15 protein-coding genes are annotated in these 20,845 nt (G+C 70.9%); 11 read left to right on the top strand and 4 right to left on the bottom strand.

Annotated features, from left to right (window positions below; all coding sequences use genetic code 11):
• Nucleotides 1-5 precede the first annotated feature (5 nt).
• A complete protein-coding gene (locus AB0H88_RS07535) occupies nt 6-1,202 on the bottom strand; it encodes a lytic transglycosylase domain-containing protein (protein WP_357642439.1) in 1,197 nt (398 codons plus the stop codon).
• Nucleotides 1,203-1,295: 93 nt separating this feature from the next.
• Between AB0H88_RS07535 and AB0H88_RS07530 the strand changes: the two genes are divergently transcribed.
• From AB0H88_RS07530 to AB0H88_RS07520, 3 genes are all read left to right on the top strand, one after another.
• Complete coding sequence (locus tag AB0H88_RS07530) at nt 1,296-2,498, top strand: MFS transporter (RefSeq protein WP_357642436.1); 1,203 nt, start codon at nt 1,296-1,298, stop codon at nt 2,496-2,498.
• A gap of 189 nt (nt 2,499-2,687) precedes the next feature.
• Nucleotides 2,688-3,320, top strand: a complete 633-nt coding sequence (locus tag AB0H88_RS07525) for a polysaccharide deacetylase family protein (protein ID WP_357642434.1) — start codon at nt 2,688-2,690, stop codon at nt 3,318-3,320.
• Between the two features lie 47 nt (nt 3,321-3,367).
• Nucleotides 3,368-4,645 carry a D-arabinono-1,4-lactone oxidase gene (locus AB0H88_RS07520; RefSeq protein WP_357642432.1) on the top strand — a complete coding sequence of 426 codons (1,278 nt, stop codon included), beginning with the start codon at nt 3,368-3,370 and terminating at the stop codon, nt 4,643-4,645.
• Between the two features lie 56 nt (nt 4,646-4,701).
• On the opposite strand, the gene AB0H88_RS07515 is transcribed toward AB0H88_RS07520, so the two are convergent.
• The gene (locus AB0H88_RS07515) at nt 4,702-5,577 is read right to left on the bottom strand and encodes a hypothetical protein (protein ID WP_357642429.1); all 876 of its coding nucleotides are present in this window, start codon (nt 5,575-5,577) and stop codon (nt 4,702-4,704) included.
• Between the two features lie 112 nt (nt 5,578-5,689).
• On the opposite strand from AB0H88_RS07515, the gene AB0H88_RS07510 reads away from it, so the two are divergent.
• Nucleotides 5,690-6,766, top strand: a complete 1,077-nt coding sequence (locus AB0H88_RS07510) for a S8 family serine peptidase (RefSeq protein WP_357642427.1) — start codon at nt 5,690-5,692, stop codon at nt 6,764-6,766.
• Between the two features lie 164 nt (nt 6,767-6,930).
• Complete coding sequence (gene sepH / locus AB0H88_RS07505; RefSeq protein WP_357642426.1) at nt 6,931-9,762, top strand: septation protein SepH; 2,832 nt, start codon at nt 6,931-6,933, stop codon at nt 9,760-9,762.
• Between the two features lie 223 nt (nt 9,763-9,985).
• Here the strand turns inward: sepH and AB0H88_RS07500 are convergent, their stop codons facing one another.
• Nucleotides 9,986-11,578: a PH domain-containing protein gene (locus tag AB0H88_RS07500; RefSeq protein WP_357642423.1), complete on the bottom strand. Its 1,593-nt coding sequence runs from the start codon at nt 11,576-11,578 to the stop codon at nt 9,986-9,988.
• 245 nt (nt 11,579-11,823) lie between these two features.
• Entirely contained in the window at nt 11,824-12,345 is a 522-nt protein-coding gene (locus AB0H88_RS07495; protein WP_357642422.1) for a PH domain-containing protein, read from the bottom strand.
• A gap of 206 nt (nt 12,346-12,551) precedes the next feature.
• On the opposite strand from AB0H88_RS07495, the gene AB0H88_RS07490 reads away from it, so the two are divergent.
• From AB0H88_RS07490 to AB0H88_RS07465, 6 genes are all read left to right on the top strand, one after another.
• Nucleotides 12,552-13,511 carry an ATP-binding cassette domain-containing protein gene (locus AB0H88_RS07490; RefSeq protein WP_357642420.1) on the top strand — a complete coding sequence of 320 codons (960 nt, stop codon included), beginning with the start codon at nt 12,552-12,554 and terminating at the stop codon, nt 13,509-13,511.
• A gap of 40 nt (nt 13,512-13,551) precedes the next feature.
• Nucleotides 13,552-14,349, top strand: a complete 798-nt coding sequence (locus tag AB0H88_RS07485) for an ABC transporter permease (protein WP_357642418.1) — start codon at nt 13,552-13,554, stop codon at nt 14,347-14,349.
• Nucleotides 14,350-14,913: 564 nt separating this feature from the next.
• Complete coding sequence (locus AB0H88_RS07480) at nt 14,914-15,438, top strand: YbhB/YbcL family Raf kinase inhibitor-like protein (RefSeq protein WP_357642415.1); 525 nt, start codon at nt 14,914-14,916, stop codon at nt 15,436-15,438.
• A 183-nt stretch (nt 15,439-15,621) separates the two neighbouring features.
• Nucleotides 15,622-17,331 (top strand): hypothetical protein, encoded by a 1,710-nt coding sequence (locus AB0H88_RS07475; protein WP_357642412.1) that lies wholly within the window; start codon nt 15,622-15,624, stop codon nt 17,329-17,331.
• 118 nt (nt 17,332-17,449) lie between these two features.
• Complete coding sequence (locus AB0H88_RS07470) at nt 17,450-19,666, top strand: bifunctional SulP family inorganic anion transporter/carbonic anhydrase (RefSeq protein WP_357642409.1); 2,217 nt, start codon at nt 17,450-17,452, stop codon at nt 19,664-19,666.
• Nucleotides 19,667-19,699: 33 nt separating this feature from the next.
• Nucleotides 19,700-20,713, top strand: coding sequence for an NAD-dependent epimerase/dehydratase family protein (locus tag AB0H88_RS07465; RefSeq protein WP_357642407.1), 1,014 nt, complete (start codon nt 19,700-19,702; stop codon nt 20,711-20,713).
• Nucleotides 20,714-20,845: the final 132 nt, after the last annotated feature.

Genomic DNA, 20,845 nt, shown 5'->3' with positions numbered 1-20,845 from the left:
GGGCCTCAGGTGTAGGCGCGGGCGTACGCCTCGGCGATGCCCATCACCTTGTTCACGTAGTCCCACGAGTGGTTGTAGAACCAGATCGACTTGCGCAGCTTCTGGCCGCCCTGGCCGGCGCCGTTCGCGCAGAGGTACTTGGCCGCCGCGGGCACCGCGTCGTACGGGCTCCAGATGTCGGACTTGCCGTCGCCGTCGCCGTCCACGCCGTAGTGCTTCCAGGTGGCGGGCATGAACTGCATCGGCCCGAGCGCGCCCGCGCTCGATGGGCCGTTGTTGCGGCCGTGCCCGCTCTCCACCTGCCCGATCGCCGCCAGCACGGTCCATGACAGGCCGGGGCAGTGGGTGGCCGAGGCTTTGTACAGGTCGAGGTAGCTGCTGGGCCGTCCGACGTTGACCTGCTGCTGCGGCTTGGCCGTCTGCTGGGCCGGCTGCGTCGGCTGGGCCTTGGGACGGGCGCCGAGCGTCACGACCTGGGCGCCCTTGCCGAGCAGCTTGCGTACGCCCGGCTCGCTGATGCCGGGCTTGCCGTGCAGCAGGACCGCGACGCCCGGCGCCAGGCCGAGTGCCTTGCCCATGTCGGCGCCCACCAGGCCGTCGATCCCCGACAGGCCGAGCGTGGCCGAGGCCGCGACGCGCAGGCGGGGGCCGCCGTCCACCTGGTACTCGGCGCCAAGGATCATGCCGAGCCTGCGTACGGCCGAGGTGTCGGCGACCAGTTCGCCCCTGGACAGCGCGCTCCACACGGCCGGCTGGTCGGCGACGGCCTTGGGCGTCCAGGAGCGGAAGTCGGCCGGGTCGACGGCGAGCAGGTTCAGCCCGGTGCCCGACACCCGGACCGAGCCCGCGTCGACGACGGCGACCTTCTGCACGTGCTTGAGCTTCGCCAGGGCGAACCGGGTGGTCTTGGGCACCTCGGCGCGGGCGATCGCGAGCACACGGGGCGGGGTCGGGGTGATGCTGGGGCCGCCCTCGCCGAAGTCCTTCACCGGCTCGGCCGTGGGCACGATCTTGTCGAGACCGGCGGTCTGCGGCTGCGTCTTCTGGGCCGGTTTCTGTGCCTTCCGTACCGGCTGCTGGTCGGCCGTACTCGCGAACAGGTCGTCCCGCGTGGACAGCGCCACTCCCACGGCCACGACCGAGACGGCGATGACCGAAGCGATCACGATCAGGACGGCGCGGAACGAGGGAAGACCGGACACCCGGCACACGTTAGCCGAGTTGCCGGAAAAATCACTTGCTGTCCGGTCAGCGCACGCGTAAATGTTGGGGCGCGTCAAGGGAGAGGAACGAACGTGGTCGGGCCTTATCGGGGGTTGTTCAAGGGGCCCGGCATCAAGGGATTCGTGCTGGCCGGCTTCGTCGGCCGGATGCCGATGTCCATGCTCGGCATCGGCGTCGTGCTGCTGATCTCCGGCCTCACCGAGTCGTACGCGACCGCGGGCGCCGTCGCCGCCACCACCAACGTCTCCTTCGCGGTGGCCGCCCCCTTGACCGCGCGGCTGGTCGACAGGTTCGGGCAGGCCCGGGTCATCGTGCCCTTCTCGATCGTGAACGCGCTCTCGCTGGCCGCGCTCATGCTGTCGGCGGGCTTCGGGCTGCCCGAGTGGACGTTGTACGCCGCCGGGCTGGCGGTCGGCGCCACCTCCCTGTCCCTGGGCGGGATGGTCCGCGCGCGCTGGTCGCACCTGCACGGCGGCTCGGCCAAGCTGCACACGGCCTTCGCGTTCGAGTCCGTGGCCGACGAAATGATCTTCGTCGCCGGACCGGCGCTGGTCACCGTGCTGGCCACCGCGGTCAACCCGTACATGGGACTGCTGGTGGCGCTGGTCTGCATGCTCGGCGGATCCCTCGCACTCGCGGCGCAGCGGCGTACCCAGCCACCGATACGGCCGGGCGAGTCCGGCACCGGGATGGCCATCCTGATTCCGGGGATCGCCCTGCTGTCCTGCGTCTACCTGGCGCTGGGGGCGGTGTTCGGGTCGGTCGACCTGATCACGGTGGCCTTCGCCGAGGAGCACGGGGTCAAGGGCGCCGCCGGGTTCCTGCTGGCCGCCATCGCGGGCGGGTCGATGGTGTCGGGGCTCTGGTTCGGGTCGCGGCACTGGCGGGCCTCGCTGCGCCACCGGTTCGTACGGGCGCTCGGGGTGCTCGTGGTGGGACTGCTGCCGATCATGTTCATCGGCGACGTGCGCATCATGGCCTTCGGTCTCTTCCTGGCCGGGCTCGCGATCTCGCCGACGCTCATCACCGGCTTCTCCCTCACCGAGCGGCTCGTACCGCCCTCAGTGCTCACCGAAGGGCTGGCGTGGATCTCCACGTCGATCGGGTTCGGGGTGGCGATCGGAGCGTGGGCCGGGGGACGGCTCACGGAGACGTTCGGAGCGTCCAACGCCTACGGCTTCACGCTCGCCGCGGCGGCGGTCGCGGTCGTCGTGGGCGTCGGAGGTTCGGGTTTGCTGAGACTTCCCGAGGCACCTTCACCCGCCGGGAACTGATCCGCTACGGTCGAACAACCCTCGCAACACCCTTCACAAACGAAAGCTTTCGTCATGTCCCGACAAATCACTTCACTTCTGGCTATCGCGGCTGTTGCTGTCACTCTGACACCGGCGACCGCCTCAGCCACCCCCCGTCAGCCCGCCCCGGCCAAGTCCGCCACCGTCGCCCAGGCCAAGGCGAAGACAGTGGACTGCACTGACGAGCAGGTCAAGTGCCTCGCCCTGACCTTCGACGACGGGCCGGGCAAGTACGCGGGAACGCTCCTCGACACGCTGAAGAAGTACGACGCCAAGGCGACGTTCTTCCTCGAAGGCCAGTACGTGAAGAGCCGCCCCGCCTTCGTCAAGCGCATGGCCAAGGAGGGCCACGAGCTCGGCAACCACAGCTACACGCACAAGAACTTCACCACCATCGAGCCGGACGCCGTCAAGAGCGAGATCCAGAAGACCCAGGACGCCGTCAAGAAGGCCGCGGGCGTCGAGCCCAAGCTGCTGCGGCCCCCGTACGGCATGCTGGACATCCAGACCTCGGAGGTCGCGGCCGAGTTCGGCATGCCGATGATCCTGTGGACCGCCGGTTCACGCGACTGGGCGACCAAGAACGCCGCGGAGATCAAGAAGCAGACGCTGGCCGTGGCCAAGCGCGACGGCATCATCCTCATGCACGACTGGGTGAAGCAGACCGTCGACGTGATGCCGTCGCTCGTGCAGCTGCTGCAGAGCCGCGGCTACACGCTGGTGAAGGTCTCCGACATCATCAAGTCGCAGAACCTGCAGCCCGGCGACGCCTTCCCGCTTCCGGAAGGCTGGACGAACTGAGTATCGTTCACGTTTAATCCAAACGATGCTCTAGCGCGAGGGCGGCCATGGTCTTCACGAACTGGGCCCGCAACCAGACGGCCGCGCCCGCCGAGGTGCGTACCCCGGCCTCGACCGAGGACGTCGTAGGCGCCGTCAAGGACGCCGCCGCCGCCGGCCGCCGCCTGCGCATGATCGGTACGGGCCACTCCTTCACCGGAGTGGCCCTCACCGACGGCGTCATGCTCCGCCCTACCGCGCTGACCGGCGTCATCTCCCTCGCCGACGACCGCGTCACCGTGCGCGCCGGCACGACGGTGCGGGAGCTGAACTCCCTGCTCGCCGCGCGTGGACTGGCGCTGGCCAACATGGGCGACATCACCGACCAGACGGTCGCGGGAGCCATCCAGACCGGCACACACGGCACCGGGCGCGACAGCGGCGGCCTGGCCGACCAGGTCGAGGCGCTGGAGCTGGTGCTCGCGGACGGCTCGGTGGTGACGGCCGTCGCCGGGGAGGACCTGTTCGACGCCGCGCGGGTGGGGCTGGGCGCGCTCGGGGTGCTGACCTCGGTGACGTTCCGGGTGGAACCCGCCTTCCTGCTGCGCAACCGGCGGCGCCGGATGACGCTCAGCGGCATCCTCGACTCGCTCGACTCCCTGACCGCGGACAACGAGCATCTCGACTTCTTCTGGCTGCCGCACACCGACGCGTGCCTGGTCAAGACCAACAACCGCGACCCGGGCCCGGCCCGGCCGCCCGGCTCGGTCAGGTATTGGCTGGACAACGTCTTCCTGGAGAACACGCTGTTCGGCGCCGCCTGCGCCCTGGGGGCCCGATGCCCCGGGCTGATCCCGCGGATCAACGGTCTCAGCGCCGCCGCGCTCGGCGACTCCGAGGCCGTGGACGCGTCGCACAAGATCTTCACCTCACGCCGGGACGTGCGCTTCCTGGAGATGGAGTACGCGGTGCCGCGCGAGCACCTCGGCCAGGCGCTGCGGGAGACGCGGGCGCTGGTGGAGCGGATGGGGTGGCGGATCACGTTTCCGGTGGAGGTGCGGGTGACGCCGGCCAGCACGGCGTGGCTGTCAACGGCGTACGGCCGTCAGTCGGCGTACGTCGCCTGCCACATCTATCGGCCCACGCCCAATCCCGCGTACTTCGCCGAGGTGGAAGAGATCATGACGCGGCTGGGCGGGCGGCCGCACTGGGGCAAGCTGCACACCCGGGACGCGACGTATCTGGGGACGGTATACCCGCGGTTCGCGGACTTCGTGGCGCTACGGGATCGGCTGGATCCGGGACGGCTGTTCGGCAACGCCTACCTGGAGACGGTTCTGGGGTAGGCGGCCTGCTTTGTACCGCGCCTCTTACTGTGCTTCGGCGTCACTGTGCTTCGGCGTCACTGTGCTTCGGCGGGCTGGTCCTGCTGCGCCGGTTGCGACTGCTGCGGCTCGGTCGGGGCGGACGGCGCTTCGGTCATGCCGTCGGGGTTCTGGGCCGAACTGGTCGCGGACGGGCTCGACGGCTCCACCGTGTTCTTGCCGGGGTCCTTGCTCGCGTCCTTGTCCGTGCCGGTGGGCGTCGGCGTCGGGCTCTGGGACGAGCGGGTCGGCGAGGCGGTCGCGCTCGGGCTCGCGCTCGGCGAGGTGGCCGGCGTGCCGCTGGGCGTCGCCGGGTCGCTGAAGAGCGTCGTCCGGGGCCGGCCCGCGGGCTCGTCCTTCTCCTTGCCGGGCGCCCTGTCGCGGTCGGTCACCGGCTTGCCGCCGGTGAGCTGGTCGTGCACGGTGGTCTGCGCGATGGTCTGGTAGGTCAGGATGCCGCCCATGCTCACCCCGAACACCAGCGCCGCGGCCATCCCCGTCTTCGCCCACGGCACGCGCCGTCGCGCCGGCACCTCGATCGGCGCCATGACCAGCGTGGTCTCGCCCGGCCGCGGGATTTCACCCGATTCCATGGCCGCACCGGGGTTACGCACCGTAGCGTGCGCGGCCGTCGCCAGCTCGCCCTGGCCCTCGTCACGTTCGGGCGGAGAATCCTGCGCGCCGGAGTCACGCCAGGCGATCACCGTGTGCTGCTTGACCTTCTCGCCCGTACGTTTGAGGTAGTGCGTGTAGACGGCGGTGGCGACCGTGCTCGCCACGCTCATCAGCGCCGCGCCGATCACCGTTCCCCCCACACCGAGGTAGGAGGCTCCGACCGCCGCCGTGACCGCCGCCAGGGCACTTCCCGCGATCTGCGGCATGCTCAGCTCGAACTTCCGCTGCTCGCCGCTCATCCCCCAGATCAGTCCTTTCTTACCCGCGTTCGGTAAAGAGCTTTCTCGTGAATAGACGCGAGGGCGTGTCCTGTTGTTCCTGTGACGGGTGTGACGGACACCCTCGTCGCTCGTGCCCCGACGAATCGGCCTGCCCTCTCTCTACCTCGCCGCGGCCGCGGCGACGGCCGTGACCACCGCGATTCCCCTCGCCATGGCGCCCGCCTCCGGCATCGCCTCCCGGCCGCCGGTAACCGAGCCTACGCGTCCCTACATCGTTACCGTGCGTGACCGGGCCGAGGCCCGCGACCTGGTCGGCGAGATGCGATGGCGGGTGCGCCGCTTCTACACCGCGGCACTGCCCGGTTTCGCCACGGTGCTGACCGCGACCGAGTTGGCGGAGCTCAGCGCGGACCCCCGGGTCCTGGGGATCGAGGCCGACCGCGAGATCCACCCCATGCCGGTGACCACGTCCGCCTCACACCACACCCTCCGCGCTACTCACGCCACTCACGCCACTCACGCCACTCACGCCACTCACGCCGCTCACGCCGCTCACGCCACCGGGAAGGGCGTCATGGTCTACATCGTGGACAGCGGCGTCACCCACGGCCGAACCGGCGGCGCATTCCACTCGGAGAATCTCCACATGTCGGGCCGCACGGGCAATTTCCGCGTGTCGCACGGGTTCGGGGATCGGCTCTGGTGGGCCTTCGACGCCACCGGGCGTACCGGCGAAGACTGCGGCGGGCATGGCACCCGGGTGGCACGCGCTGTAGGCGGCCGGTCGCACGGCGTGGCACCCCAGGCCGGCATCGCGTCGGTACGGGTGCTGGGCTGCGGCGGCTCCGGCAGCCTGTCGGACACCCTCGCCGGCCTCGATTGGGTACGAAGGCACGCCCGGGGTCCCGCCGTGGCCAATCTCTCCCTCGACGGCGCCGACTCCCCCGCCCTGCGGACCGCCATGGCCCGCCTGGCGCGGTCCGGCATCTTCGTGGTAGCCGCCACCGGCACCGGCCGGTGCCGCCTCTCCCCCACCGGCGAGACGTACTCCGCCAGAGCTCCCCGCCTGGCCGGCGCCGCCGCCCGCTATCTGGAGCTCCACCCAGGGGCCAACCCATCCGTTCTGGCCTCTTGGCTGAAGTGCGCGGCGACGCGTGACACTATTCGCCAGAATCCGTCGAGGGCTTTGCCCACGGACAGGCCTTGAAGATGATGGAATCATCAAATGTGACCGGCGTCACATCGCCCCTGGGCTATCCCAGGAAGGCGATGTTCGGACATGCCGGGTACGGTGCTGGCAGGCAACCGGCACACGCGAGAGACTCAAGGGTCCGGGGGAAGAATGAGCAGCACGCTGACGAAGGGACTCGCATGCAGGAGCTCCGACTCGTCGCGGTAAGTGAGGACGGTACCTATCTCGTGCTGGCAACAGCAGGGCGGGGTACACGGTTCACGCTTCCCGTGGACGACCGGCTCCGTGCTGCCGTCCGCGGCAACTTCTCCCGTCTCGGCCAGTACGAGATCGAAGTGGAGAGTCCGTTGCGCCCCAAGGAGATCCAGGCCCGCATTCGTGCCGGAGAGACAGCCGAGGAGATCGCCGCCACAGCGGGCATCCCGGTCGAACGCGTTCGCTGGTTCGAGGGCCCCGTGCTCCAGGAGCGCGAGTACGTCGCCCAGCAGGCGCAGCGCGTGTCGATACGCATGCCCGGAGAGTCCTCAGCCGGCCCGACGCTCGGCGATCTCGTCGCCGAGCGGCTCACCAGGCGCGGCGTGCCCACGGACGAGATCGACTGGGACTCCGCCAAGCGCGACGACGGCCTCTGGCGCGTCAAGCTCGGCTACGTTTGGAACGGTCACACCAGGCACGCCGAGTGGCTCTTCGACCCGCGCAGGCGGCACGTCACGCCGCACGACGACGAGTCGATGCGGCTCTCGGCCGCCGACTTCGACCCCAGCCCCGTGGTGGAGGACACCACGGTCACGCCGTTCACGCCGCGAGTGGCCAAGCTGCAGCCGGTGCCACCGCTGGCGTCGGACCCGCTGCCGTTCCCGTCGGTGATCCGCCACGAACCGGATCCGCAGGAGCCGGCGGTCGGCTACCAGCCGAGAGGCACGGAGTCGCCCTACGGCCGCGCCCCGTCCCGCGAGGTCCCGCCCCGTGAGACTCCCTTCACTCCGGCCCGAGAGGCCCCCTTCGACCGCGCGCCCGCAGCCGACCCCTCCGGCCGCACGTCGGCAGCCGACCCCTCTGGCCGCACGTCGGATCCCGGCTACCGCTCGGACCCGCCAGCGAGGGACTACCGCTCGGAGCCACCCGCCCCGGCGCCCGGCTACAGTGCTCCCGCGCAGGAGACCGGCCACCTGACCGAGCCGTCGGCACCGGAGACGGACTACCGCGCCCAGGAGCCCGGCCACCGCACCCATCCTTCGGCGTCGTCGACACCTTCGGCACCTTCGTCGTCGTCGGCGCAGGACACCGACTACACCCGCCCCAGCGAGCCTCCGGCGCGTCACGGCGACCCTTCGTCCTGGCTGCCCGACTACGGCACTCCTCGCCCGCCTGACCGCCAGAGCGACCGTCCGATCGGCCGGGACGGCGAGGCCATCTACGCCGCGGCGAGCCGCGACAGCATGCCTCCGGACACCCGTACCACTGCGTCGGTGCCCGAAGACGCTGTCACGCGGCCCCCGGCAACGGACGCGACCCCCAGCCCACGCACCACAGAGGGATCGACCTACGGCGCGCCCACAACGGAGGGCCCGGCCGCCAACGCGCCCGTCGCACAGGGTCCGGCCGCCAACGCGCCCACCGGACAGGACCCAGCTACCGATGCGCCCGCCACAGACGGCCCGGCTTCAAGCGGCCCGGGGGTTGGCGACCGCGCCACAGAGCCGGTGGAGAACCACGCGCCGCCTGCTCCTGTGACCCCGGCCGCCGCGCCCGACGTCGATGCCGCCGTGGCGCCTGCCGCCGCGGCCGACGCAGATACCGCAGCGGCCTCCGCTGCAGACGCCGAGGTGGCAGACGTCGTTGCCGCAGGCTCGGTCCCCGCGCAGACCTCTGCGGCGTCGGCGCCCACCACAGAAGTGGCGGCCGACCCGCAGACATCCAGCGCCGCCTCCCCGACAGAGCCCAAGAGCGCTCTCAGCGAGCCGCAGCCCGGTGAGACGGTCGCTGAGCCGCAGCCCGGTGACACCGTCGTCGAGCAGCCCGCTGACGCCGCAGCGGCGAGCGCCGCCGCAGAGAGCACCGCTGTGGACAGCACCGCTGCGGGGAGCACCTCCGCGCCGAAGGCGTCTCCCGCCACGGAAGACAAGACCGAAGGCCCGGTACAGGAAGCCGCCGATCAGGAAGCTACTGGCCAGGAAGCCGCTGATCAAAGAGCCGCCGGCCAGGAAGCTGCCGGCCAGGAAGCTGCTGGCCAGGAAGCTGCTGGCCAGGAGGCCGCCGTAGTTGCCGGCACGCCCGCCACTACGGACACCATCACCACCCCGCCCGTCACCGAGGCCGTGCCTGCCGCGAAGGACGCCACTGTCCCCGCAACGACAGCCGACCAGGACGCCTCCAAGACCGCGCCCGAGACGGCCGCGCAGTCGGCGGCCGAGCCGACCGCCGAACCGACTGCCAAGCCCGCGCCCACGACAGCGGCCCCCAAGCCCAGCCCCACAGCTCCCGAGCCCCAGGCCGCCACAGGCGTACCCGAGGCCGGCACCACGCCGACGGCCGGCACCACCTCGACGGCCGACGCAGCCCCGAAGAGCGAGGCAACCCCGAAGACCGAGGCAGAAGCGACCGCGACCGAGCCGGTACGAACCGCGCCCGTGCCCAAGCCCAAGCCTCAACCCTCGAAGCCCGAGCCCAAGGCCGAATCCTCGGCACCCGCGCCGACCACGGCACCCGCGCCCAAGGCCGAGCCCGCAGCTGCCGAGCCCAAAACCGAGCCCGCCGCTGAGCCCAAGGCTGAGCCGGCGGCGGCCAAGGAGGAGCCGGCGGCGCCTGAGCCTGCCGTACCAGCCGCGAGGACGAGCAAGGACGACACCGCGAAGCCCGAGCAGCCGGCGGCCAAGGAGGAGCCCCCGGTCCCGGTGCCCTCTCCCCCGCCCGCCCCTGCGGCCCGCCAGCCGCGCAAGGGCTCCAGGGGGCGTCGCGCCTCGGTGCCGACCTGGGACGAGATCATGTTCGGCGCCCGCCGCCAGGACTGACTCGGCCTCCGTCGCGTCCGGCCGAACCCCGCCCGCCCGTACCGCTCAGGCGCCGTCCGCACACCGCCGTCTGAGCGCCCCCGCGCACGCCGACAGCGCACCGCCCGGCGCACGGGGCCAGTGGGACGCACGGGGCCGGTCGAGACGTGCGGGGCTAAGGCGAGAGCGAGACGTCCGGAGCTAGGGGGAGAGGACGCTCGGGCCCTAGGCGGAAGGTGCCTGTCTACTGCTCCTTGGACATGAACGGAGTCAGCCACTCCGGCGTCACTTCGGCCGGGAAGCCGATCGCCTGGGGTTGTGAGACGTCGATCGCCGAGTAGCCGCCCTTGCCCGCTCCCACCCCGGCGGTGAGCGTGTACACCCCGGCTCGCCGCTGGAACCATGTCTGCCTGATGTGCCAGCCCACCACCGCGCGGCGTTCGACCACCGCTTGCGAGCGGCGGAGGGAGCCTGAGCGGACCGCGAGGCGTACGCCGTCGTATCCGTGTCCCAGAGACCTGTACCGATCGAGGCCGAGGGGGATCCCCGAGCCCGCCAGGAGAAGGGCGACCACGGTCCCGATCCACCAGACCGGCTGGCCGGTCAGCAGGGCCGTCAGCGCGGTGGCGGCGGCCGGCGCGAGCCAGGGAGCGACGGCGCGGAAGAGACGGCGGTTGCGGGCGATGGGCGGGTGGGGACGGAGTTCGCCCTGGTAGGAGCCGATGGCCTCCCCGGTGACCTGGAAGGCGACCGCGCGCGGGACGTCCGGCAGGAGTTGCCCGCGGGTCTGGGAGTCGCCGAGGCCCGTCACGATGGCCCAGACCCGGGCGACGCCCGCCCAGCGCTCGGCCAGTCCCTCGATGATCTCGTAGCCGCGTACGCGGCCCGCCTCCAGGGACACGCTGCGCCGGTTGATCAGCCCGCGTTCGGCCACCAGATAGCCGTCGCGGCTGATGAGGCGGAAGTTCCAGTTGAACACCGCATACATCACACCGCCCACGAACGGCATCGCCACCACGAGCAGCAGCACCACGGCGAGCAGCAGGTAGGGGTGCTCCCAGAGCCACTCCCCGACGGTGAGCGCGGCGTCCCGACCGTAGCCGAGATCGTCGCCCCACTGGAACGCCAGCCCCACGGCGCCGCCCGCCAGGGCGAACGGGGTCAGCAGGTATGCGCCGGACAGCGGGCCGTACAGCAGCCACGTCCACGGCACGCGGATGATCTCCCGCTCGGCCTCCGCCGTCTCCCCACGGACTGCCGCCGACATCGAGCCTGAGGCGGACGCCGAGGCCGCGGCGGCATCCGTTACTGCGGCGGCATCCGTTACTGCGGCGGCATCAGTGACTGCGGCGGGATCCGTGGCTGCGGCGGCAGCGGAGGTCTCAGCGGGCGTCGCGGCGCGGACGGGGCGGGTGGCGCGGGTGCGTCGGAGCAGGACCGACTTCAGGCGTTCGGCCTCCTTGAGGGTGACGCCGTCGAGCTTGCCCTCCTCCTCGCCGCCGCTCGCCCCAGTGTCGATCTTGAGTACGGCCAGGCCGAGCAGCCGGTGCATGGGCGGGGTGGAGACGTCCACGCCGCGGATCCGCTCCAAGGGGATGGTACGGACCGACCGGCTGATCAGTGAACGCTTGATCTCGAGACGGTCGCCCATGATCTCGTAGCTGAATATCGCCCACCGGACGACGGCGAAGGCCAGCGTGACGCCGACCCCGACCGCCGCCCAGGTGTACGACATGCCGGAGAACCCACCCACGAACAGCAGCCCGACAAGAGGGACGATCAGCGACGGGATCATCCGCACTGGATGGATGAGCAGCACCTTGGGACTCAGCCGCATCGGCACCCGAGCGAGCCCCGCAGGCCCCTCAGGTTCCGCAGGCCCCGCAGGAACGGTCACCGGCAGGGACGAGCCCTCACGAGCGGGATCAGACGGTTCGGGCCCCGACTGGTGCATGGGAGGCCCGGGATGAGGTTCGGGCGCGGACGACCCTGAGCGAGCTTCGGGCGCCGACGAGTGCGCGGGAGGTCCAGGATCAGCTTCGGGCGCGGACGAGTGCGCGGGAGGGCCGGGGCGGGGATCGGTCACGTGGCATCGTCCCTGAGCTGCTCCGCGCGGTGTGCCAGCTCCTCCGCCAGCCCCGCCGCCACCGTGTAGTCCAGGCCCTTGATCGTCGACGACCCCGCGTGGGAGGCCGTACGGATCTCCAGAGTCGCCAGCCCGAGCAGCCGTTCCACCCACCCCTGCGCCTTGTCGACCGTCTGGATCCGGCTGACCGGCACGAAGACCCACTCCCGGGTCAGGAACCCCGACCGGGTGTAGACCACATCGCCCGACAGCTCCCAACGATGTACGGCGTAGCGTACGAACGGCTCGGCCGCCAGGAACGGCGTGGCCAGCACGCCCACCCCCACGGGCAACAGCCACGGGTCGTCCGCGAACCAGCCGGGCACCCACGACCACCCGCTCCCCCCGACCCACCGCGCGACCAGGATCGAGCACCCCACGAGCAGCACGAACCCGAACAACGCCTCAGCGAGCCAGAGCCGGACGGCCTTGGGCGAGACACGGTGTTGGGGATCACGCAACGGGCCAGAAGACGTCACGAGGCCAGCTTATGGCTCCCGCCCCGGGTCGGTGATCGGCCAGAGGCACCGGATCCCACCGGACGCCATCAGATCCCACCGGATCCCATCAGATCCCACCAGATCCCACCGGAGGCCATTGGAGGCCATTGGAGGCCATTGGAGGCCATCGGAAAACTGTCGGTGCCTTAGGTCACAGTGGAGACACCGAGGAGGAGGGGCGGGTCATGCAGTACGCGATTCAGGCAGACGGCCTGGTGAAGCACTATGGCGAGACCAAGGCACTCGACGGGGTGGACCTCGCGGTGCCGACCGGCCGGCTGCTCGGCGTGCTGGGACCCAACGGCGCGGGCAAGACGACCGCCGTGCGCATTCTGGCGACGCTGCTCACGCCTGACGCGGGCACGGCCGCGGTGCTGGGGTACGACGTTCGCCGGCAGGCGCATCAGGTGCGGTCGCTGATCGGGCTGACCGGACAGTACGCCGCGGTCGACGAGATGCTGACCGGTGTCGAAAACCTGATGATGATCGGCCGTCTGCTGGGCTTACCGCGAGGTGAGGCGAGGGAGCGGGCGAGGGCGTTGCTCGGCCGGTTCGACCTGGCCGACGCCGGGGGCCGGGCCACGAAGACCTATTCGGGTGGGATGCGCAGGCGGCTCGATCTGGCGGCGAGCCTGGTGGGCAGGCCGCAGGTGCTGTTCCTGGACGAGCCGACGACCGGTCTCGACCCGCGCAGCCGCACCGAGCTGTGGGGCGTCGTGCGCGGTCTGATGGCCGACGGCGTGACCGTGCTGCTGACCACCCAATACCTGGAGGAAGCCGACCAGCTGGCCGACGACATCGTGGTGTTCGACCACGGCAAGGTCATCGCGTCGGGCACGTCCGACGAGCTCAAGGCCACCACCGGCGCGCAGGTGCTGGAGGTGCGGCCGCTCAGGGAGGACCAGCTCGAACTGGTCGCCAAGGTGGTCACCGACGTCCTCGACGTGGCGCCCGACCTGTCCGGCGCCATGGTCACGGCCGCGGTGCGCGACCCCGCCGTGGTGCCCGCGATCGTCCGCCGCCTCGACGACCTCGGCATCGTCGCCTCCGAGCTGGCGCTGCGCAAGTCCAGCCTCGACGAGGTGTTCCTGGCCCTCACCGGGCACCGCGCGGAGGACGAGCAGACGGAGGAGGCCCTCGCATGACCGCCATCCCGGAGGACGAGCAGACGGAGGAGGCCCTCGCATGACCGCCATCCCGGCGACCCTGCCCGGCCGGGTCGGTCCCGGCGCCACGTTCAGGCAGACCATGACGCTGGCCTGGCGGAGCCTGGTGCAGATCAAGCACAACCCGTGGGAGCTGCTCGACCTCAGCATCCAGCCGATCATGTTCCTGCTGCTGTTCACGTACGTGTTCGGCGGTGCCATCTCCGGCTCGACCGGCGACTACCTGCAGTTCGCGCTGCCTGGCCTGCTGGTCCAGAACGCCCTGTTCTACACGCTGTCCACGGCGATCGGGCTCAACACCGACATCACCAAGGGGGTGTTCGACCGGCTGCGCAGCCTGCCGATCGCGCGCACCGCGCCCCTGTCGGGCCGGATCATCGCCGACACGTTCAAGCAGGTGTGGGCGTTCGCGCTGCTGGTCGGGTTCGGGATGGTGCTCGGGTTCCGGGTGACGACCAGCGTGGCGGGGCTGATCGGGGCGCTGGCGCTGTTGGTGGTCGTGGCGCTGGCGATGTCGTGGATGTCGGTCTTGATCGGGCTCAAGGCGTCGAGTCCGGAGAAGGTGCAGATGATCTCCTTCTCGACGATGATGCCGTTGACGTTCACGAGCAGTGCGCTGGTGCCGGCCGACACGTTCCCCGGCTGGCTGAAGGCCTGGTCCGACGTCAACCCCGTGACCTACTTGGCCGACGCGATCCGCGGCCTGCTGATCGGCGGCGAGATCGCCTGGCCGACGGTGGTCTCGCTGCTGTGGTCGGCGGGGTTCGTGGTGGTGTTCGCGCCACTGGCGATCAGGGTGTTCCGCAGCCACGTGTGAGAGGGGTTTTTCGCAGCCACGTGTCAAAAGGGTCTTCCCGCAGCCACGTGTCAAAAGGGTCTCCCCGCAGCCACGTGTCAGAAGGGTCTCCCCGCAGCCACGTGTCAGAAGGGTCTTCCCGCAGCCACGTGTGAGACCGGCGCCCGGCCGCGTCCGTGTCCGCGTACCTGGTGACCTGGTTTTAGCGAGTGCGGTCCCCCGCCAAGCGGACTGGACCCGCGCCTCGTCCCCCACACCGCCGGGGATGCCGTCCCCCCGGCGCCCGCTCGATCGGCCGGTCGGGTGTGATCGTCGTCACGGCGATGAGAACCAGCAGGCCGGGACCCGATCCCCGGCGATCCCCACGGTTTCCCGGCCCCGCCGGACCGCCCGCGGGCCGAGGTCGACGAAGGTCACGGATGTGGCGAAGTTCACTCCTATCTTGTCCCCATTGCAACCCTTTTCCGGTCCTTTACCGACCACCGACCCTCGCGAAACGGTCGGCGCACGGCGGATAGCCGCGTAGCATCATGCGGCATGGGGCTGTGTAACACGGCAGGACGCGTGAGACACATCGCTGTCTCTGTGACAGCGGTGGCTGTCGTGCTCGCGTCGTCCGGTTGCGACTTCCTCATCGGAAGGTCCCAGGCCAGGGAGATCGCCGAGATCAACGTTTCGAGCCCGGAGTTGCGCGCGGGCGAACCGCTGCCGCGCGAATACTCCTGCAAGGGCGCCCAGGGCAGTCCGCCTCTGCGCTGGTCCAGCGAGCCCCTGTCCGACGCCAAATCGATCGCGATCGTGGTCGACTCTCTCTCACCATCACAATCCGCCGTCCAGTGGGTGCTCTACAACATCCCCGCGACGACGACCGAGCTGGGGCCGAACGCCGCCGCGAACCCCCTGCCGGAAGGCGCGAGCCAGGCCAAGGTGACCAGCGGCAAGGCGGGCTATCAGCCCCCCTGCGTAGACAAGGCCAGCTACCGATTCAGCGTCTACTCGCTGAACGGCAAGGTCGAGGTCAAGGAGGGCGCCCCCCTCTCCGAGATCTTGAGAGAGATCGCGGACCAGACCATTGCCCGCGGCCGGCTCACGGTGGTGAACATCGAGTGAGACAGCAATCACTAAACGTAGTAATAGTTACCAATTCTTCACGTAGGGTGTGACAACGCTCATAGTGGTCCGACACAATCAGATCCAATCGCTAGGTGCTGGTGATCCAAGGGGGAAGGTCGCGTCGATGGCCGCGCGATCTCACCGGTGCCGCAGGGAGGCCATGGCTTTGAGGGTGGTGCAATGATCGCGGTCGTCGTCAGCTTGGTCGCTGTCGTGCTCCTCGTGCTCGTCGTCGTGGCACTGGGCATGCGTTCTATGAACCGTCGGGAGAGCTCTCTGCCTCCCGAGCGGCTGAAGCAGATGGCCGAGAAGGATGAGAGGACTCAGACGCGGTCCACGGACGAGTTCTCCAAGAGCGAACCGCGCATGAACAACTTCAGCCCTGACTTCAGTCCCATCGGTGAGGCCAAGCAGAAGCCGGTACGCACCGGCCAGCGTGGCAAGCGCGGAATGGACGAGTGGGGCAACCCCAGCTCCGAGGTCGAGGACGAGGAGTTCTGGGCCAACATCCGCAGTGACGCGGCAGAGGGCGGCTTCGGCGCCGGCGGCACGGTCGCGGCGCGCAAGGGCGCCTCGCGCCCCGTCGAGCGTCCTTCGGACCGGCCCTCTGAGCGGCCCGCGGAACGGCCCGCCGAAAAGCGGCCCGGGCGAACCCCCGCCCCACGCACCGCCGCCGAGCGGGAGCGGGAACGGGAACGGGAACGCGAGAAGCAGCCCAGCGCCCAGCGCGAGCAGCAGCGGCCCGCCACCAAGCGGGAGCGGCCCGCCAAGCGCGAGCCCGTCACCGCCATCGACCCCAACGCGGCCACCGTCCAGGCGCCGCTTCCCGCGCGATCCCAGCGTTCGCGCTCCCAGCGGCCCGCCGCCGCGGCCGCCTCGTCCGGCTCGTCCGGTCTGGCCGACCTCGTGGAGTCGGCACAGCGTCCGGCCCCGACGGCCGCCGAGGTGGCCGACCAGCGCACGGTGACGTTCTCGGCGCCGACGCCGCCCGACGTGATGAGCATCCTCGGCGTGGGCGCGCAGCAGGTGCAGCCGCCCCAGCCCGGGGCCGGCAGCGGTTCCTTCCCCGCCGTCGGCAGCGGCACCTCACTGAGCACGAACAGCCCGGCCACCACCAGCGGGTCGTTCCCGGCGGCCACCAGCGGCTCCTTCCCGGCCGTCGGCAGCGGCTCGTTCCCCGCAACGCCGGCCCCCGCCACCAGCGGTTCGTTCCCCGCCGCGCCGGTCTCCCCCCTCGGCGGCGGCGCACAGGCCGGCGTCCCGTTCACGGTCTACGGCGCCAACACCGACCCGCTGGAAACCACCTGGACCAACCCGCCGATCGTGCCGACGGCGTCGGGTTCGTGGCCCGCGCTGCAGCACCACGACATCCTCGACGACCCCGCTCCCGCCGCCCCGTCGAGCGACTCCTGGCCGGCCTTCGAGCCGCAGCAGCCCGCCGCCGCCCCCCGCTCCTCCTATCCGGCGTCCTATGAGGTACGCGCCGGCTGGGCCGTGGCCGACGACTCCGACCCGCTGACCGGCCCCTCCCCCGCCACCGGCACCCCCACGGCGCCCGCGCGGGCGGTCTCGGCCTACGACGACGTGCTGTCGGCCCCGCCCATGCAGCCGGCGCCGCAGCACTTCGCGTACGAGACGGGTGACATCACCAGCCTCCCGCCCGGCCAGATCGCGCAGACCTTCGCGTACGAGACCGGCGACGTCACCAGCATTCCGCCCGGCCAGATGCCGGCGGGCTGGGGCGAGCCGCCGGGGAACAACGCCGCGTGGCCCAACTACGGCGGCACGCCCGAGGCGGGCGCCCGGCAGGGCGGCCACAACGGCGGTACCCAGGGCGGCGGGCACCGTCGCTCCACCCCCGAGCAGGAATTCCCCGACTACTACCGCTGATCGGCGACCACCACGCCGACCGCCGACCGGCGGCCGAGTGACGGCGGCCACTCATTAATCTGTAAAGCCGCCGATGACCCCTTAAGCCCCCGGCACGCGGGGCAATAGGGTTCGACGTATGATCGGCACTCTGAGTCGCGTGCTGAGCACGCTCAGGTACGACGTACCTGCCTCGCTCGTGGTCTTCCTCATCGCGGTGCCCCTTTCGCTGGGCATCTCGATGGCCTCAGGTGCCCCGCTGGCCGCCGGGTTGATCGCCGCCATGGTGGGCGGCATCGTGGCGGGCGCGCTCGGTGGCTCCGCCGTCCAGGTGAGCGGGCCCGCGGCGGGCCTGTCCCTGGTCGTCGCGGATCTCGTGCAGACGTACGGGTGGCGGGCCACCTGCATGATCACCCTGCTCGCGGGGGCGGTGCAGCTGCTGCTCGGGGTCTTCCGCGCGGCCAGAGCGGCGCTGGCGGTCTCGCCGGCCGTCATCCACGGCATGCTGGCCGGCGTCGGCGTGGTCATCGCGCTCTCCCAGCTGCACGTCGTGCTGGGCGGCAGACCGCAGCGTTCGGCGCTGGCCAACATCGTGGAGCTGCCCGCGCAGTTCGCCCAGATGCACGGCCACACGGTGGCGGTGGGCCTGCTCACGATCGCCGTGCTGGCGCTGTGGACGCGCCTGCCCAAGCGGGTCAAGGTCGTGCCGGCGCCGCTGGCCGCGCTGCTGGTGGCCGGCGTGACCGCGTGGGCGTTCGACTGGGACGTCACCCGCATCGACCTGTCCAACGCCGTCACCTCCTGGGCCTTCCCGGTGCTGCCGTCCGGCGACTGGCACCGGATCGTGGCGGCCGTGCTGCTCGTCGCGCTGCTGGCCGGGGTCGAGTCGCTGCTCTGCTCGGTCGCGGTCGACGGCATGCACGACGGCCCGCGTACCGACCTCGACCAGGAGCTGAGTGGGCAGGGCGTGGCCAACATGGTCTCCGGCGCGCTGGGCGGGCTGCCGGTGGCGGGTGTGATCGTCCGCAGCACCGCGAACGTGCAGGCGGGCGGGCGCTCCCGGTTCTCGTCGGTCCTGCACGGGGTGTGGGTGGTGGTGTTCGCCCTCGGGTTCGGCTGGACGATCAAGCTGATCCCGATGGAGGCGCTGGCGGCCCTGCTCGTCTTCATCGGCGTGCAGATGGTCAATCTGGGCCATGTCAGAAAGGTGCACGGCCACGGCGAGGTGCCGGTCTACCTGGTGACCATGGGAGCCGTGGTGGTCCTCGGGCTCGCCGAGGGCGTGCTGGCCGGTCTCGCGCTGGCCGCGCTGCTCGCGCTGCGGCGGCTGACCTGGGTCACCGTCAAGACGCGGCCGGAGCAGGACGGGCGCGTCCACGCGACGATCTCCGGCTCGCTCACCTTCCTGGGCGTGCCCAGGCTCACCCGTGACCTGCGCGCCATCCCGCCCGGCACGGCCGTGGACCTCGACCTGAACATCGACTTCATGGACAACGCCGCCTTCGAGGCGATCCACTCCTGGCGGCTGAACCACGAGCGGCTGGGCGGCAGCGTCGACATCGACGAGCTGCACGACGAGTGGTACGCGATGGCGGCCAGCGGGACCCGCATGTCCCGGACCAAGACGCCGCCGCGGACGCCGGACCGGTGGTGGCTGCCGTGGTCGCACCGCCGCCACCGCCCCGCCCGGCACGGCGGGTCGGCTCCGGGCGGCCCCCGTCCGGCCAGCGTGGAGTGCCAGCTGACGGCGGGCGCGCGGGAGTATCACCGGCGTACGGCTCCGCTGGTGCGGCCCATCTTCACCGAGCTGGCCCGCAAGCAGCAGCCCACGCACCTGTTCATCACCTGCGCCGACTCACGGGTCATCCCCAGTCTGATCACCGCGAGCGGCCCCGGCGACCTGTTCACCGTGCGCAACATCGGCAACCTGGTGCCGCGCAGGGGCGCCGAGCCGCACGACGACTCGGTGGTGGCGGCCATCGAGTACGCGACGCAGGTCCTGGGCGTGCACACGATCACGGTCTGCGGGCACTCGGGCTGCGGGGCGATGTGCGGGCTGCTCAGCGGCGGGGTGAAGGCGGGCAGCCTGCCGGGGATGCGGCGCTGGCTGCGGCACGGCTATCACAGCCTGGCCACCTTCATCGAGACCGCGGACGAGCCGCTCGACGGCGGGGCGCTGGACCGGCTGTGCAGGGTCAACGTTCAGCAGCAGTTGGAGAACCTGCGGACCTACCGCAAGGTCGACGAGCAGGTGCGGGCCGGGCAGCTGGAGCTGGTGGGCCTGTACTTCGACATCAGCTCCGCAAGGGTGCACATGCTGCCGCCCCTTCCGTCTACGCTCTCCGTGAAGATATGACCGGTTTGCTGGTTGTACGCGAAGAATGTCGGCATGAGAGTACTGGTCATCGGCGGGACGAGATTTCTGGGACGAACCATCGTCGAGGAGGCACTGGCACGGGGGCATCAGGTCACGACGTTCAACAGGGGGCAGAGCGGGGCGGATCTGCCGGACGTGGCGGCCATCCGGGGTGACCGCGAGGTGACCGCGGACCTCGAACGGCTGGCCGACGGTCGCACGTGGGACTTCGTGGTCGACACGTCCGGCTATGTGCCGCGGGTCGTCGGCGAGTCGGCGCGGGCGTTGTCTGGACGGGTAGGGACATACGCGTTCATCTCCTCGGTCTCCGCCATCGACGGCTTTCCCGGCAAGCCCGCCGCCGAGAGTTCGGGGGTGTGGGACTGCGCGCCGGACGCCGGTCCTGACGATGGTGACTACGGAGTGCTGAAGGGCGGCTGCGAGCGGGCCGTGGAGCAGGGGTTCGACGGCAACGTGCTGATCGTGCAGCCGGGTCTGATCCTCGGCCCGTATGAGAACCTCGGCAGGCTGCCGTGGTGGCTGACCCGGATCTCCCACGGCGGCCAGGTGCTCGCGCCGGGTGATCCGGGCATACCGATGCAGCTCGTGGACGCGCGGGACATCGCCGTCTTCACCCTGGACCAGGCGGAGCTCGGTACGTCCGACCGGTTCGCGGTGACCGGCCCGGCGGGCAACACCACGTACGGCGAGTGGCTGGAGCTGTGCAAGGAGGCGACCGGGTCGGACGCGGAGTTCGTCTGGGTGGACGACCGGTTCCTCGTCGACCAGGGGGTGGGAACGTTCGTCGAGCTGCCGCTGTGGGGCGGGCCGTCGGACGAGGTCGCCAACTTCTGGAGCGTGCCCACGGCCAAGGCCGAGGCGGCCGGGCTGCGCGTACGGCCGGTGGCCGAGACGGTACGGGACACGTGGGCGTGGTTGCGTGACGTCCCGGAGGCGGAGCGGTCGTACGGGACCAAGGCGCCGCACGGCATCGCGCCCGAGAAGGAGGCGGCGGTGCTGGCCGCTTGGGCCGCCCGTTCCGCGTAATCGTCCACAGACCTCGGGGCGGCGCCGGGTTAGCGTCTACGGTGTCGCGCTTGGCAGTCCTTGGTCCCCCACCCTGGCCCGGCGCGGCGGCCGGTCCTCAATCCCAGGGGCCGGAGGGGCGGAGGTATCGGC

Origin of the sequence: Nonomuraea sp. NPDC050680 (genome assembly GCF_040654555.1) — a bacterium.
GTDB lineage: Bacteria > Actinomycetota > Actinomycetes > Streptosporangiales > Streptosporangiaceae > Nonomuraea.
The sequence above is the reverse complement of the archived record's forward strand: the minus strand, read 5'-3'. Positions and strand labels throughout refer to the sequence as shown.